We start from the raw sequence: 14,563 nt of genomic DNA, 5'->3' as shown, positions 1-14,563 counted from the left end.
ATCCTCAATCCTATTCGGTGGGTAGTCCGGCAAGCGTCAATCGGACCTGTGCGGCAACGATGTTCGTGAGTTCGTCAGCCGTGATCCGGTCCAATGCCGCGCGGGCTATTTCGAAGTGCAGCACGTTGGAAATCGTTCGCGCTGCAGTGGTGGTTCGGGTGGTGTGGTTGGGGTGTGCCTCGTGCAAGATTTGCGCAATCCGCGTTTGCAGGCGCTGCGAGAGTTCCAGGCCTTCGGCCCGGAAACACTCGCTGGGCTCACCGAACAACACCTCGCGTTGGTAGATGCCGGTGTTCTCGTCGTTTCGGCGACTTGCGATCAGCAGGGGTGAAACCAGCTCGAGCACACGATCTTCTGTGCCGGTCGACTTGGCTTCACGCTCTTCTCCCAATTCGATCTGCTTGCGGTACTCCGCGTTGTACACCATGAGCAGCAACTCGGCTTTGCTTGCGGCGTAACGAAAGAGAGTGCCGCCGGCTACATCGGCGCGGTCGGCAATTTCTTGAGTTGTGACTGCGCTGTAGCCCTTTTCCGCGAACAGTTCGGCAGCGGCGTCGAAGATGCGTGTCTGCTTCTCGAGTTTGTTGCGTTCGCGACGGCCCAGCTCTTGGTCCGGCTTCGTCATCCCGCTCACCTCGTTCCATTTCGGATCACGCTCATAAATGAGTCTACTCCGAAATGTCGGGAGGGTGGAGTCTCCTCCGTCACATCACCGCAGTCCGCTGACCCAACCGGCGAACACGTCTGAGAACACGTCCGCTTCGCACGCATGCGCCGATTCGGGATAGGCGCACTCTGGGTATCCGGCGACGACGGCGGCAAGTTCGACGTTGCAACACTGCGCCAAGAGGCCACGCAGGAGATCCGCAACCGACCAGCCCGCGACGGATACCGCAGGGATTCCCTCTTCGTCGTACACCTTCACCAGATCGGCGTGCCTCCAGGACAATTCCTCGGCCACCAGTGCATCAGGGTTGAAAGACATGGCGCGGTCGAGTGATCCGCGCAGAAGTGAGTGCGGATCGTCCTCGCCGCGAAGCTTGGTCGCGAGGTCCGCCGGCGCCTTCTGCATGACGAACATCCAAGGTTTGCCGTCGGGAAAGACTCCACCGAAGCCTGCCACGTTGAACGGTAGGTGGCTACTGAGAAAATCGGTCTCCACGTCGACGTGTTGATCGTCGCCCAGATGAATGAAGTGGCCGGAGGCAATCTCCTCGCCCATTGCCGGCTCAGCCCATGTGTTGTTCCACAGATCGGTCATCCGACTGCCTTCGGGAAAATCGAGAACCTCGAAGAGAAAACCCATGTCTCTACAACTCCCCGTCGAAGTGGGTGGTTACTCCACCGGTCAGTCGAGAAACCGTCTGCGCCGAGGTCGCGAGGACGACTCGGCTTGTCTCGAAGGTCATCTCGTCGCGTTCGGTGTCCTCCGATTCGGGATCCTCGGCGAGTGAGAAGTCGAGTTCCACCTCTCGATCGGTGCTGGAACAGACCGAGATCATCAGCCCGAGTCGTTCGTCGGTGAACGCCGGAAGCGATTTCTCGGGATGGAAGTCTGCGGCCGCGTGAAAGAAGAACGCCGCCAGCCGTTCGACGAATCCGTCGTCCGTATGTCGGCTGAGATACTGATTGAAGCGGTCGGGGCTGAGCAGCCCGACGTCGAAAACGAGTGTGGGTACGTCGGATTCGAAGACAGTGGCGGGAACCGCATGACTGCGAAGGAAGACTGCGGCGCCGCCGTATCCCGGCAACCTGAACCCATCACGCATCTGGTGTACTCCCGTCGCAGTGGTGTCCTGTCCACGCTAGGCCATTGCTCGGCCGCGTGCTGCCTACTCGAGTAGGTAGCTTGATGGAAGAATCACCGCCTATGACTGCTGTCCTGTACCCGCCCGTCGAGCCGTACGAGTCGGGGCTGTTGGAAGTGGCGGACGGTCAGAGTCTGTACTGGGAGACAGTCGGCAATCCGGCGGGCATTCCGGTTCTCTACCTCCACGGCGGTCCTGGTTCGGGATGCACTGTCGGCGCCAGGCGTTTCTTCGATCCCGAAGTCTTTCGCGCAGTTCTGTTCGATCAGCGAGGCTGTGGGCGCAGTCTTCCGCTAGCGAGCAGTCCGGACGTCGATCTGACCGTGAACACCACGGCGCACATTGTGGAAGACATCGAGCGTCTTCGTGAGCATCTCGGTATCGAGCGATGGATCGTGACGGGACTTTCCTGGGGCGTGAGTTTGGGTCTGGTGTACGCGCAGGCGTTTCCCGCGCGGGTGCAAGCGATGGCCCTGGGCGCGATCACCGGCGGGACGAGGGTCGAAATCGAGTGGATCACCCGTGCCATGGGCCGGGTATTTCCGCGTGAATGGGAAGAGTTCGTGGCGCCGTTGCCGGTGGACGAGCGTGACGGAAACCTCCCCGCGGCGTACGCGCGACTGCTTGCCGATCCGGATCCTGTTGTGCGCGAGAATGCCGCGTTGCAGTGGTGCCGTTGGGAAGACGTGCACGTGTCGCTGATGCCGGGGTGGACTCCGAGTGTTCGATACCAGAATCCGGACTTCCGCCGGGTGATGACCAGGCTGGTTACGCATTACTGGGGTAACGACTGCTTCCTGGCGCCGAATCAGATATTGGACGGAATGGACCGTCTCGCTGAGATTCCCGCGATTCTCGTGCACGGACGGTATGACATTTCCGGGCCACTCGACACTGCCTGGGCGATCCACCGGCGTTGGCCGGGTAGTGAGTTGGTGGTACTCGACGGCGCCGGGCATGGCGGCAGCGGATTCAACGAGGCAATCGTGGAAGCGCTGAATTCACTGGCTCATTCGGCCTGATCGAGTGCCCCGGCGCGGGCCGCAGCGAGCGCGCCGGCAGCAGCACGATCGGCAACCGACTGGTCGACGGGTAGATCGGCGACCAGCAGGCGATAGTAGATGGGTGCGGCGACGGCCGCCAGAAGATCAGCGGCCGAGACCTTCTCGGAGATCTCCCCGCGCTCGACTGCTCGGCGGACGACGATGTCTGCCAGTTCGTAACGTGCGGAATAGAACTCGCGCTTGAGTCTCGCGACCTCGGGCGTGCGGACCGCGTCGGAGAACAGTGCAGCCACCAACGCGCCGCCCGACTCGCTGGTCACCAGTGCGACTATCGATCTGGCCATCTCGCGCAGGTCGGATTCGATGGAACCGGTATCCGGGATGGGGACGGTGGTTGCCGATACCTCGATCGCCGCGTCGGCCACCAACTGGGACAGCGTGCTCCACCGCCGGTAGATCGTGGTCTTGTGGACTCCGGAGCGGGCGGCTATGTCCTCGATAGTCATCGCCGCGAATCCGCGTTCGGACAATTCGGCCGCCGTGGCTGCCAGGACGGCCTCGCGCACCCTGGCACTACGCCCTCCGGGCCGTTGTGGTGTCGAAGTCATGAGCCAACCTTATCGCAACAAGGTGTTGTGTTAGCTGGAGGCACGTGGTTCACTGAGCTAATGCAACTGATCGTTGCATTAGAGATGAATTGAGGGGTGTTTTCCCATGTCATACGAATTTCCTGTCGATCACCGAGGCCTCTTCGAAGAGCGCACAGGACAGTTTCTGAGCTTCGGGCTCCCCGTCTCGGATCTCGAGGAACTGCGCGCGTCCATCCACTCGACCTGGGCCGACGCGCCGGGTGGTTGGTCGTACGAGTGGTCGGCGTTGGCAGCAAAGTACTCCGCGGCCGGCAATCATTCACTCGCGGCGATGATCTACGGAATCGCCAAGTTCCCCGTCCTGGCCAACGATTCGCGGCGCCGGGCCCTGCAGAATCAGGTGGACGAATACGTCAAGGCAGCACCGGGATTCGGGCTCGAGTTCGAGCGTCGAATCCTGTCCCTGCCCTACCGATCCGGCGAGATCGAGCTACCGGTGCACATTCTCTCCGTGGACGGGAGGTACGAGGATGCACCCGTCCTGTTGCTCAGCGGCGGCGTCGACGGCTGGAAGATGGACATGCATCCGTTGGTCAGTGCGTTCGCGAAGAACGCCGGAGTGACTGTTGTTGCCTTCGACCAGCCGGGAACTGGTGAATCACCGGTTCCTCTCGACGCTTTCGGTGACGAGGTGATCGACGGACTGGTGGCGACGGCTCGCGCCCTCGGCAATGGCCAGGTGGCACACCTGGGAGTCTCCTTCGGTGGCAACTTCGCCGTGCGGTCGGGGTTGACCGGCGCCGTCGATGCGGTGATCAACATCGGCGCCCCGGTCAAGGGCGCGTTCGAGACCGCGAACGCGGAGCGCCTGGTCTACGGCATGGGTGACATCGTCGGAAACGCACTGGGTTTCGATGCACCGGCAACCAAAGAGGCGCTGGTACAGGGTCTGCGTGCTTTCGATCGCAGTGTCTTGATGACCGCCGACGACGGCCGGACCCCGATGCTTGTGGTCAACGGGGCCGACGACGTTCACATCCCGCTCTCCGACACCACTCTCTTCGAGGAGCGCCCGAACACTCAGGTACACGTCATCCCGGATGCGGGGCACTGCGCAGTGACCAAGCTGCCCGAGTTGACGCCGATGATGATCGAGTGGCTACGAGATGCCCTGTCAGGAACCGCTCCACGAACCGGTCGATGATCCGCCGCCGAAGCTGGCAAAACGATACGTCGCAAGAACGGCCTTGTGATCGGTCGGCCACGGCGTCGGTGAAGCGATGAAGTTGTCCTGGGAGTTCTCCTCCACTCTTTTGTTGTGCACGATCGTCTTTCGCGGGCCGATGATCCCGACAGATCCCAACTTCAGGTCGGAAGCGCGATCGGCGAAGATGTAGTCGATCCGATCGCGTTCGTCTGCCTCGGGTGCCCAGGTGAGCTGTGAGGTGTCGACGTCGGGATTGTCGGACGGCCAGGTGAAGCCCGGGTGTGTGGCCGGGTTCGGGTACGTACTGCGGTAAGCGTCGACGAATCCGGCTTGGTCGAGCAGGCGGGTGGATTCCCAAGGAACGACTACACCGTTGTGGTCGAACAGATTTCGCGTGCCGTCGGTCCAATCCAGGGCCGACGGTTCGTTGAAATCGCCACCGAGGATGACGGATCTGCCCTTGGCCCGTTCTTTTGCCGCATCGTCGACGAACGTCGAAATTGCCTTGGGTCGTCCCGAATTGATGTTCACGCGCTGAACCGTCTCGGGGTCCGTGACCGGACCGGACGGCATCTTGTTCCAGCCGAACTCGGAGAACTCTCCGGGCTTGGGAACACCCGCGCCGTATCCGCGCGGTAGATACGTCGCGTAGGACGTGTAGGCCAGATGTGCCGAGTAAGCAGCGATTTGTTTGCCGTCGACCGTCACGACTGCCTTGATCATCGAGTTCAGGTCGGCTGTTTCCTCGATCGGAAACTTGGAGAGAATCCCCACGTCGGAGGACGCTGCTCCGTAGAAGGTGGTTCCTGATTTGGTCAGCATGTCGGCCAATGCAGTTGTCGCAGTGCCGGCTTCCGACAGGAGAACTATCGACGCCTGTGTCGAGATGATCATGTCGGCGATCAGCTGCAGGCCACCGTTGATCTTGGTTCCGCCGTGCCAGGTGTTGAGGGAGAGCACTTTGATCTCCTGCGCGGGGCTCGCCCCCGCGACGGAGGTATTGGCACCCAATGTAAATGCGCTCGCGGTGACTGTGCCCGCGGCTACCGCCATCGCCTTGACCATCTGGCGGCGCGTCAATCCATTCATCAAATCCCGGCTCTCGTTGTCGTGTGCTCGAACCCCCGGAAGATGATTACCATCGCTACCTAAACGGACAGTTAACCAATTGTAAAATGGCAGATTTCCACAGAACGCCGTGCGGGCAATAGTCTTCTGATCGTGGTACTCAGTGAGCGTTTCCCCGGTAACAAGACCTTCGCGAAGGTTCGTGTCCTGCCGCCGGTGGTGAAGCTGCTCCTCCTCTCGATGGTGCTGTTCAACATCGGGTTCTATCTGGTTGTCCCCTTTCTGGCGGTGCACCTTTCGGAGGACCTCGGATTTGCGGCCTGGATTGTCGGCCTCGTCCTCGGATTGCGGATGTTCAGTCAGCAGGGCATGTTCTTCATCGGTGGAAGCCTCGCCGACAGGTTCGGCAAGCGTCCGATCATCCTGCTGGGCATAGCCGTTCGTGTAGTCGGTTTTCTGATGCTCGGTCTGGCAGAAAGCATGAGCGCCGTGATCGTCGGCGTGCTCCTGGTCGGCTTTGCTGCCGCGCTCTTCGCGCCCGCAGTGGAGTCGGCCAACGCGGAGTACGGACGCGAACTCGAGTCCGCCGGAGTTATGCGTCGTACCGATTTGTTTGCAGTGGAACAGATGTGCAGCCGCCTGGGAACCGTGATCGGTCCGGCGCTGGGAGCTGCTCTGTTGATGTTTCCGTTCTCGTGGACGGCGTCGAGCGCCGCGTTGCTCTTTGCGATCATGTGGGTCGGGTTCTTCATCTGGTTCCCCCGACCGGGCGATGCCCACGACGGCCCGGTGTCGACCTATACGCTGCGCGACGTCTGGCGAAGTGTCCTGACCAACAACAACTTTCTGCTCTTCGCGACGCTCTGCAGTTTTCAGCTGGTTGCGTACAGCCAGCTGTACCTGATGCTTCCGGAACAGCTCGAGCGCGGAATCGGTTCGCAGTCGGCGCTGGGATGGTTCTACGTGGGCGCGGCGGTGTTGGTGATCGTCGGGCAGGGACCGACGGTCGCGGTTGCCCACCGCATCGGGCATCGGCGCGCGATCACCTTCGGGCTTGTGCTCATTTCGGTGTCGTTCCTGGTTCCGCTGGTCACCGGCGTCGACTCCGCAGCTTCGGCGTCGACGCAGATAGTCGGTCTGGCGGTGTGGATCGGGCTGCTGCACCTGGGACAGATGTTGATGGTGCCGCCGATGCGAGACACCATCGCGATCCTCGGTCGTGAAAGCAACCTCGGAGCGCACTTCGGCATGCTCAACACGATCGGCGGTCTGCTCGCGCTCCTGGGAACCGTGGGAGTCGGATTCGTGTACGACCTCGTCGACAACGGCCACGCAGCGCCGGCGTCACCATGGGTGATCGTTGCGCTCTGCGTGGCCGTGTCGGCTGTGGTGTTGTGGGTGTGGTCAGGCCGAACGAAAGTTATCGACCAGCGATCGTCTGATTGATCTTTGCGACGAAATCTTCCAGCACAAACGGAATGGTGAGTGGGTTCGGCATGGACACCGCGTCACTGACGATGGGGTCCAAGCTGATCAGGCCTCCGGTCTCGACCACGTTCAGATTGGTGAACGCCGGCTGCGACTCCATCTCGGCGCGAGCCTTCTCGTAGTTGTCGAAGAGCAGGTAGTCGCACTCGAGGAGGTCGTAGTTCTCGGCGGAGATCTCGTAGTTCAGCTTGCCCGCGAACCGATCCTTCAGTGCGGCAGGCGCCGTGAATCCCAATTGCGTGAGCAGCTGAGCCCGCGCTGCCTCGGGGCTGAACGCTCGCAGATTTCCGTCGCTCCAGCGAATGACGAGAGCTGCTGTCTTGCCTTCGAACTGGGGGTTCTCCGCGCGGGTGCGAACGATGAGGTCTTCGACTTCCTGGACCTCCTTCTTTGCCTGCGCGGGAACGCCCACAGCCGTACCGATGCGGGTCGTGACTTCCTGCCAGGGCAGAACCCAATCCGTCTGATCGGCGGCGTGCAGCACCGTCGGCGCGATGGCGCTGAGCTGCTTGTACAGATCCTCGTCGATCGCGTTGTTGACGGCGATGATCAGGTCAGGCGCTGCAGCCACGATCGTTTCGATGTCGAAATCGGTGGTGGCGTTGGCCAATGGCGTCGGCTCGGCGCCCTGGACTGCGGAGTCGGCCCAGACGCCGATTCCGTCGTCGGTCGATCCCTTCCACACCGGGACCAGGACGGGCGTCAGCCCGAGGGAAAGCAAAACGTCCGCGTCGCCGATACCGACCGCTGCGATGCGGCTGGGTGCCTGCTCGATGGTGGTGGAGCCGAACTTGTGGTCGATCGTCACCGGGAAGGCGTTGACCTCGGCGTGAGCACCTTCGGTGCCGGGAGTGGATTCGTCTTTCGCACTGTCGCCGCAGGCAGCAAGGGCGAAACCGGCTGCTGTTGCGAAAGTGACGGACAGCATGGCACGGCGGCTCAACATAGGGTTCACGGCAACCTCGGGTTTCATGGTTATGGGACCCTAACCATAGTGGAGTTGCTGTGTCGGCAGTGTTTGTTAACCTCCGCCCATGACGGCGGTTCTCGACTACACATCAGCAGGACCGTTCACCCGCATCGACGGGGTGGACATGCTCGCCCTCGAGTCGCTCCCCACCGACCCCATGCAAATATGCCGGGTAGTGCCGTACCTGGTGGTCCAACCCACCGATGCACGGTCGCTGAATCTGCCCACCGACCGATTCGACGAAAACCAGATCCGGCCGGCAAGCGTTCTGCTCCAACGCCTGCTTGCGCTCGATCCGGCACCGGTGACCTCCGCCCGAGAACCCGACAAGCGGCTCGTCGGAACCTGTCGGCACTTTGCTGTTTTGAGTTGTGCGTTTCTGCGCTATCGCGGAATTGCCGCTCGCGTCCGCTGTGGTTTTGCCACCTACTTTCAACCGGGACAGGGCGTGGACCACTGGATCACCGAGTACTGGGACGACGCCGGCAAGCGGTGGATCCGCATCGATTCGGAGATCCTCGGACAAAACGTCCTTCCTCACGCCCATAACCTGCAGCCGGGAGAATTCCTCAGTGGTGGTGAGGCGTGGCTGGCGTATCGACGCGGCGTGATCGACGGGTCCCAGTTCGGGGTGTACGGCACCGAGAACTGGGGGCCTGCCGAGATCCGCGGCAACGCAGTGAAGGATCTTGCCGCGATGAACAAGGTCGAAACTCTGCCGTGGGACGAGTGGGGTCGTATGACGGACGCCTACGACGGAAAGACAGGCGCCGACTACGACCTACTGTTGGACGATGTCGCCGCGGTGTGCGCCGCCGACGATCCCGTTGCCGTGCGAGCACTGTACGAGCACGATGACTTGCGCGTGCCGGACAAGCTGATTCGTTTCTGAGATGCTGGTGCGATGAATCCGGAGCATCGCCAACTCGATTACGGACTTCGATTCGACTGGGGGTTGCGCGGCGCCGAAGCGATTGCTGCCGGCGTCGATGTGGCAGTGGTGGTAGACGTTCTCTCGTTCACGACGACGCTGAGCGTTGCCGCCGACGCGGGAATCGACGTACTTCCCTTTTCCTGGAACGACGAGCGCGCGTTCGATTACGCGCGTGATGCCGATGCGGTCCTGGCGGTGAGGCGAAGCGTAGCCGCGGAGGGTCAGATCAGTCTGTCTCCCAAGACGATTCGCGAAGCCGAGGTGCCGAGTCGGCTGGTGCTGCCGTCGCCGAACGGGTCGACTATCGCGTTTGCGTTGGCATCTCAGGTTGCGGTGTGTGTCGGCGCTTCGTTGAGGAACGCTTCCGCCGTCGCTGATTGGATTGTGCACGAACATGGTTCGAGATCGAGGGTTGCGATAGTCGCGTCCGGTGAAAAGTGGCCCGGTGGAGAGTTGCGTCCGGCGGTGGAGGATCTGTGGGGCGCCGGTGCGGTTGTCACGGCGTTGACCGTGACTGGTTGGGAAGGGTCCCCATCGCCCGAGGCGCAGATGGCGGCGACTGCCTGGACGGCGGTGTCGGATTCGTACGAGGAATGGTTACGGGACTGCGCCTCAGGGCGCGAGTTGATCGTCATGGGGTTTCCACACGACGTCGCCATCGCCTCGGAACTCGACGACAGCGACACCGTACCCGTTCTCGAAGATCGTGTGTTTCGAGGTCAGCGCACCGGGCGTCGGTTGAACAAACTCCGTGCCCAGAGGTAGGAGAGGAAGGTGATTGCGACGCACCATCCGATCGCGAGTATCGCGTTGTTTCCGATGGCTTCGCCGAGAAGAAGTCCTCGAAGAGTCTCGATGATCGGAGTGAACGGCTGATACTCGGCAAACCATCGCAACACGGTCGGCATCGAGTCGGTGGGGACAAAGCCGCTTCCCAGGAACGGCAGGAGGATCAACACCATTGGAAGGTTGCTGGCCGTCTCGACACTCTTGCTGACGAGGCCGAAGGCGACCGACAACCAGATCATGGCGATGGAGACCAGGACGAGGAGTGCAAATGTCGCGGCCCACTCCACGAAGCCTGCAGTGGGCCGGAAGCCGACGGCTATCGCTACGGCGATGACGACAACGAGGCTCACGATCGTCTGAAGGAGGCTGCCGAGAACGTGACCGGTCAGGACGGACGTGCGCGTGATCGCCATCGTTCGGAATCGTGCAATGATCCCGGCGGTCATATCGGTTGCGACGGAGATGGCAGTACCTTGTGCCGCTGATGCCACGGTCATCAGAATGATCGCCGGTGCAACGTAATTGACGTACTCGGCTCGACCGCCACCGCCGGGGCCGAGGCCGTTCCCGAGCGTTCCGCCGAGCACGTAGACGAACAGCAGTAGGAAAACGACTGGCATTCCGACGAGCATCACCGTCGTCGACGGATATCGAAGGATGTGTCGAATACTGCGACGCAGCATGGTTTTCGAGTCCTGATAGGCAAGCGTCATGGTGGTCATCGCGCGTCGGTCCTTTCGGTGGCGGTCAGAGTCAGGAACACGTCGTCCAGGTCGGGTGTGTGCACGGAGAGTTCCTTGACGTCGATCGAGTGAGCGTCGAGTTGGTCGAGAAGAGAGCGCAGCGAGCGGACACCCCCGTCGCTGGGGACCTGGAGGACATAGGCGGCATCGTCACGTGATGATTCGTCGAAAACAGCTGCAGCAGAATCGAGCTGATCTCGGTCGAAGAAGTGAAGACGAATGTGGCCGCCGGGAATGTGCCGTTTGAGTTCCGCTGCCGTACCTTGGGCGACGATCCGTCCCTGATCGAGGACGGCGATGTGGTCGGCCAGCTGATCGGCTTCCTCGAGGTATTGCGTCGTGAGGAAGATGGTGACACCGCCCTTGACCAACTCCCGGATGATCTGCCACATGGTGCGTCGACTCCGGGGGTCGAGACCGGTGGTGGGTTCGTCCAGGAAGATGATCTCCGGCCGCCCGATCAACGTCATTGCCAGGTCGAGCCGTCGACGCATGCCGCCCGAGTAGGTCGACGCCAGCTTGTCCGCGGAGTCGATCAGATCGAACTTCTCCAGGAGTTCGTCAGTGCGAGTGCGTCGTTCGTCCTTGCCGAGGTGGTGAAGATCGGCCATGAGGAGAAGGTTTTCCTCACCGGACAGATAGTCGTCGACTGCTGAGAACTGCCCGGTGACGCCGATGCGCGAACGCACCGCGTCGGGATCGTCGGAAGGGTTGTACCCGGCGATGCGGATGTTGCCGCCGTCTGCCGGAACGAGGGTCGAGAGAATTTCCACGATGGTGGTCTTGCCGGCGCCGTTGGGGCCGAGGAGCGCAAAGACGGTTCCGCGGTCGACGGAGATGTCGATTCCGTCCAGTACCGTCTTGTCGTCGTAGGCCTTCTTCAGGCCCGTCGCGGTGATGGCTGGTTTACGGGACATCAGCGTTCCTTTCGCTAGATCTTCTTGTTGGATTCTTCTCGGGGCTCCGAACGTCGAATGACGATGTCGCCGTAACTGGTGTGTGCCCGGACGTCTACCCGGCGTTCAGTGGAAGCCGGACCGTGCGTGGCATTCATCTGGTTGTCGACGCGGCCGAAGGACGTATGAGCGTCGAATCGTGCGGCGGTTCCGGATCGAACGCCGATATGGATTCGCCCGGCGGCCGTCTTGGCGGATACGACTCCACTCTCGATGGTCTCGAAACGGATGTCGCCGTTGGCGGTTGCGGCGCTCGCGTCGGATTCGGCGTGCTCGACGGCGACACTGCCGTTGGCGGTCTTCGCCTTCAGTGCGCCGGTGATCGTGCCGATGTTGATGTCGCCGTTGGAGTTCTTGACCTCCGCGTTGCCGTCGACGCGGCCGATGCGGATGCTTCCGGACCCGGTGCTCGTGTCGATGTCACCGGCCACGTGCTCGACGATGATCGCGCCGGCCCCGGTGCTGACGTTGAGCGGCCCGGTGGTTTCCAGTGTGCAATCGCCCGCGGAAACCTTCACCCGTGTTCGTCCGAGAGTGCCTTCGCTACGGAGGTTGGCAACTGCGGCAGTGCCTTCGAGTTCCGAGCCGGAGGGAAGCTGAACGGAGATGTCCACAGATCCTGTCTTCCCGAAGATGCCGAGGCCGCGCTGTTTCGGAGTCTTGATCTGCAGCCGGCCACCTGCGAATTCGACGCGTGTTTGTTCGGCGACTCGAACGTCGACCTCGCGAGACGAGTTGCTGGGCAACACTTCCACGACAGTGTCGTTGCGGCTGCTCGCCGTGATCCGGATGTGTCCGACTGCCACGTCGAAGTTCAAGGTGATGGGGTCAGGTGTGCTGAATGTAGGCATGGTGATACTCCCGATGAGGTTGTCTCGGTTGATGAAAGAGGGTGGTGCGAAAGATGAAGCCGGTGTCAGTGCACCCAGCCGCTGAAGCTTTCGGAACCTTGGGACGTGCGCTGTCTCGGAGTGCTTCTGTTCGCGCCGCCTTCCAGAGCCGTTGCAGCCGAGCGAACCAGCCACGCGTTGACGGAGATACCGGCTTCCCGGGCCGCCGCCTCGATCCGGTCTTTGAGGTCTTGCCCCAGCCGCAAGTTGATTCGAGTCATCGAGGCATCGTCGGACTCCGTGACGGGGCGCGGTGCAGGAGTCGGGTCCTCTTCGACGGGGGCTGGAACCGGTTCACTGATGGCTGGTGCCACCACGAATTCGGGTTCGCGTCCCCGCAGACGCAGGTCCACCGAACCCGGGGCGAGGTCACGCGTGATCTCGGCGGCTGCCGCAGACAATGCGTCGAGAAGGGTGAGTCGCACTGCTGATTCCAGCGGTGCGGTCAAACGATCGGCGAGTGCCTTTGCGTCTTCTCCGCCTGCTTCGGCCGCCACCGCGAGTTCGTGGCGAAGGTTGTCTACGTACGGTGTCAAGTCCATGGCATCACTATGGCACCACTTTGGTGCCACCGCAATAGTTTGGTGGCACATTCGTGTGAATTTGGTGAGAATTGCCAGGTCATCGGGGTGGTTGGCGATTCGGTCCGCGGCAGGCTGGCACACTCGTAAGGGTGAGTCCTGCCGAATCGAACCGCCGACGCCGCATCGTGCTCTGGATTGCCGGGGTGCTCGGCGTCGTGATCGTGGTTGGGGTGGTGGTCGTCGCGATCGCACCATCGCGGTACCTGCCCTGGGACACGGCTGAGTTCCCGGCGGTGGACGCGAGTGCGCTCACGTCTGATCAAGGTCGGGTGCTCGAGCTACTGCAATCCGAGCATGAGCAGGACCGTCCGGGCACCTTCTATTCCGACGGCATCGACGAAGAGTGGTGCGCCGACTTCGTCAGCTGGATCATGAGGGAAGCGGGTCGACCGTTGTCCAACCCGAACTCCGGAAGTTGGCGCATCCCGGGGGTGTACACCTTGCAGGAGTATTACCAAGGGATCGGCGCGTACGCCGAGAACGGCAGCGGGTACACCCCGAATGTGGGTGATGTGGTGATCTACGACAGTTCGAGATGGGTCGGTCAGCACACCAACATCGTTGTGGCAGTGGACGGCAACTCTGCGATCACGGTTGGCGGCAACGAGTTCGGCAAGGTGCGGGTTCATGACCTGGACTGGCAATCCGACTCTGCCGTCGTGGGATTCGGAAAACTTCACCCCTGATCGTTGCTCTTCGGAGACAAGGCGAACCACCGCGCCGACGCACGTGCCTCGTCGCCTGCGTCGATGTGCAGCGTGTTCGTGCCGGTTCGCACGCTCACCTGCTCACCTCTCTTGATGGGCTGGGTGTACTCGAGGATCGCGCGAAAGGGCCCGCTTCGTAATCTGTCGGGCAGCGCATCTTCCACGGGCTGCCAGTAGATTGCGTTGTTCACGTGATCGAAGGGGTCGAAATCGCTCGAGCGCAACGGGAACGGCGTATCCGCTGACGGCGTCGTGTCCGGGGTCGGGTCGATCCACCGACGCCAGTGAAGATGCTGGTCCACGGCCGTTGATGCCAGGGCAGCGGTGAACTTCTCACTGATGGATGCCGGCATTCCCGTCTTCGGGTCGATGTTGATCCAGAACGCCTCGGTTTCGATCAACCCGCCGCCATCGGATCTGATGCGAACTCGCATCGAACACCACTTGTTCGACAGGCCTGAACACCAGCGCTGTAGATGAACTCGATCCGGCCAGACGACCGGTTCGAGTACATCGATCACCGTTCTTCGTACCATCCACAGCGGGTGTGTATCCATGGCGCCGCGGTCGACGAGATTGTCGAAGCCCGCGTCTTGGAGGTAGCGCGCGATCGCGTCGAGGCGCAGTTGTTTGTCGGTGTGGATGTCACCCGTACGCACCGGCCACGAGGCCTGGAAGATGCTTCCGGTTGTCGGTAGTTCGGCCATCGCTACGTGGTCGTCGACTTTTGTACGGTTCATCGGATGTGAGCTCCCGGTGTTCGCCTGGTTGGGTGGCTTCACGCTTGCGTTACCCGATGGTGGGATCTTGAACCATCGGAGTTCA

17 protein-coding genes are annotated in these 14,563 nt (G+C 61.7%); 6 read left to right on the top strand and 11 right to left on the bottom strand.

Annotation, left to right across the window (positions count from 1 at the left end):
- Positions 1–10: 10 nt before the first annotated feature.
- The 3 genes from GN300_RS08950 to GN300_RS08940 form a co-directional block, all read right to left on the bottom strand.
- Positions 11–625 (bottom strand): TetR/AcrR family transcriptional regulator, encoded by a 615-nt coding sequence (locus GN300_RS08950; RefSeq protein WP_030536169.1) that lies wholly within the window; start codon positions 623–625, stop codon positions 11–13.
- 84 nt (positions 626–709) lie between these two features.
- The gene (locus GN300_RS08945; RefSeq protein WP_063315497.1) at positions 710–1,306 is read right to left on the bottom strand and encodes a hypothetical protein; all 597 of its coding nucleotides are present in this window, start codon (positions 1,304–1,306) and stop codon (positions 710–712) included.
- 4 nt (positions 1,307–1,310) lie between these two features.
- Positions 1,311–1,769: a hypothetical protein gene (locus tag GN300_RS08940; RefSeq protein ID WP_003942982.1), complete on the bottom strand. Its 459-nt coding sequence runs from the start codon at positions 1,767–1,769 to the stop codon at positions 1,311–1,313.
- 101 nt (positions 1,770–1,870) lie between these two features.
- On the opposite strand from GN300_RS08940, the gene pip reads away from it, so the two are divergent.
- Positions 1,871–2,830 carry a prolyl aminopeptidase gene (gene pip / locus GN300_RS08935; protein WP_007730337.1) on the top strand — a complete coding sequence of 320 codons (960 nt, stop codon included), beginning with the start codon at positions 1,871–1,873 and terminating at the stop codon, positions 2,828–2,830.
- On the opposite strand, the gene GN300_RS08930 is transcribed toward pip, so the two are convergent.
- A complete protein-coding gene (locus GN300_RS08930) occupies positions 2,818–3,420 on the bottom strand; it encodes a TetR/AcrR family transcriptional regulator (protein WP_003942861.1) in 603 nt (200 codons plus the stop codon). The two genes, pip and GN300_RS08930, sit on opposite strands and share 13 nt — an antisense overlap.
- A gap of 106 nt (positions 3,421–3,526) precedes the next feature.
- Between GN300_RS08930 and GN300_RS08925 the strand changes: the two genes are divergently transcribed.
- Positions 3,527–4,606: an alpha/beta fold hydrolase gene (locus tag GN300_RS08925; RefSeq protein WP_063315498.1), complete on the top strand. Its 1,080-nt coding sequence runs from the start codon at positions 3,527–3,529 to the stop codon at positions 4,604–4,606.
- On the opposite strand, the gene GN300_RS08920 is transcribed toward GN300_RS08925, so the two are convergent.
- Positions 4,577–5,698: an endonuclease/exonuclease/phosphatase family protein gene (locus GN300_RS08920; RefSeq protein ID WP_063315499.1), complete on the bottom strand. Its 1,122-nt coding sequence runs from the start codon at positions 5,696–5,698 to the stop codon at positions 4,577–4,579. The genes GN300_RS08925 and GN300_RS08920 overlap by 30 nt on opposite strands.
- A gap of 132 nt (positions 5,699–5,830) precedes the next feature.
- Here GN300_RS08920 and GN300_RS08915 point away from each other — a divergent pair, with 132 nt between their 5' ends.
- A complete protein-coding gene (locus tag GN300_RS08915) occupies positions 5,831–7,123 on the top strand; it encodes an MFS transporter (protein ID WP_007730351.1) in 1,293 nt (430 codons plus the stop codon).
- On the opposite strand, the gene GN300_RS08910 is transcribed toward GN300_RS08915, so the two are convergent.
- On the bottom strand, positions 7,098–8,111 hold the full coding sequence (locus GN300_RS08910) for an ABC transporter substrate-binding protein (protein WP_231917411.1): 1,014 nt from the start codon (positions 8,109–8,111) through the stop codon (positions 7,098–7,100). The genes GN300_RS08915 and GN300_RS08910 overlap by 26 nt on opposite strands.
- A gap of 88 nt (positions 8,112–8,199) precedes the next feature.
- Here GN300_RS08910 and GN300_RS08905 point away from each other — a divergent pair, with 88 nt between their 5' ends.
- Together GN300_RS08905 and GN300_RS08900 are read left to right on the top strand one after the other, a co-directional pair.
- On the top strand, positions 8,200–9,027 hold the full coding sequence (locus tag GN300_RS08905) for a transglutaminase domain-containing protein (protein ID WP_030536164.1): 828 nt from the start codon (positions 8,200–8,202) through the stop codon (positions 9,025–9,027).
- Positions 9,028–9,039: 12 nt separating this feature from the next.
- Entirely contained in the window at positions 9,040–9,834 is a 795-nt protein-coding gene (locus tag GN300_RS08900; protein ID WP_063315501.1) for a 2-phosphosulfolactate phosphatase, read from the top strand.
- Here GN300_RS08900 and GN300_RS08895 read toward each other — a convergent pair.
- The 4 genes from GN300_RS08895 to GN300_RS08880 all read right to left on the bottom strand — a co-directional run bounded on the left by GN300_RS08895 (position 9,789) and on the right by GN300_RS08880 (position 12,989).
- Positions 9,789–10,580, bottom strand: a complete 792-nt coding sequence (locus GN300_RS08895; RefSeq protein ID WP_063315502.1) for an ABC transporter permease — start codon at positions 10,578–10,580, stop codon at positions 9,789–9,791. The two genes, GN300_RS08900 and GN300_RS08895, sit on opposite strands and share 46 nt — an antisense overlap.
- A complete protein-coding gene (locus GN300_RS08890) occupies positions 10,577–11,518 on the bottom strand; it encodes an ATP-binding cassette domain-containing protein (protein ID WP_063315503.1) in 942 nt (313 codons plus the stop codon). The genes GN300_RS08895 and GN300_RS08890 overlap by 4 nt, the downstream gene beginning before the upstream one ends.
- A gap of 14 nt (positions 11,519–11,532) precedes the next feature.
- On the bottom strand, positions 11,533–12,408 hold the full coding sequence (locus GN300_RS08885) for a DUF4097 family beta strand repeat-containing protein (RefSeq protein ID WP_063315504.1): 876 nt from the start codon (positions 12,406–12,408) through the stop codon (positions 11,533–11,535).
- A gap of 65 nt (positions 12,409–12,473) precedes the next feature.
- A complete protein-coding gene (locus GN300_RS08880; protein WP_007730367.1) occupies positions 12,474–12,989 on the bottom strand; it encodes a toxin-antitoxin system HicB family antitoxin in 516 nt (171 codons plus the stop codon).
- A 131-nt stretch (positions 12,990–13,120) separates the two neighbouring features.
- Here GN300_RS08880 and GN300_RS08875 point away from each other — a divergent pair, with 131 nt between their 5' ends.
- A complete protein-coding gene (locus GN300_RS08875) occupies positions 13,121–13,717 on the top strand; it encodes a CHAP domain-containing protein (RefSeq protein ID WP_030536161.1) in 597 nt (198 codons plus the stop codon).
- On the opposite strand, the gene GN300_RS08870 is transcribed toward GN300_RS08875, so the two are convergent.
- Positions 13,708–14,478 carry an acyl-[acyl-carrier-protein] thioesterase gene (locus GN300_RS08870; protein ID WP_003943026.1) on the bottom strand — a complete coding sequence of 257 codons (771 nt, stop codon included), beginning with the start codon at positions 14,476–14,478 and terminating at the stop codon, positions 13,708–13,710. The two genes, GN300_RS08875 and GN300_RS08870, sit on opposite strands and share 10 nt — an antisense overlap.
- Positions 14,479–14,563: the final 85 nt, after the last annotated feature.

Origin of the sequence: Rhodococcus sp. Ni2, from assembly GCF_021352185.1 — a bacterium.
GTDB lineage: Bacteria > Actinomycetota > Actinomycetes > Mycobacteriales > Mycobacteriaceae > Rhodococcus_F > Rhodococcus_F qingshengii.
The sequence above is the reverse complement of the archived record's forward strand: the minus strand, read 5'-3'. Positions and strand labels throughout refer to the sequence as shown.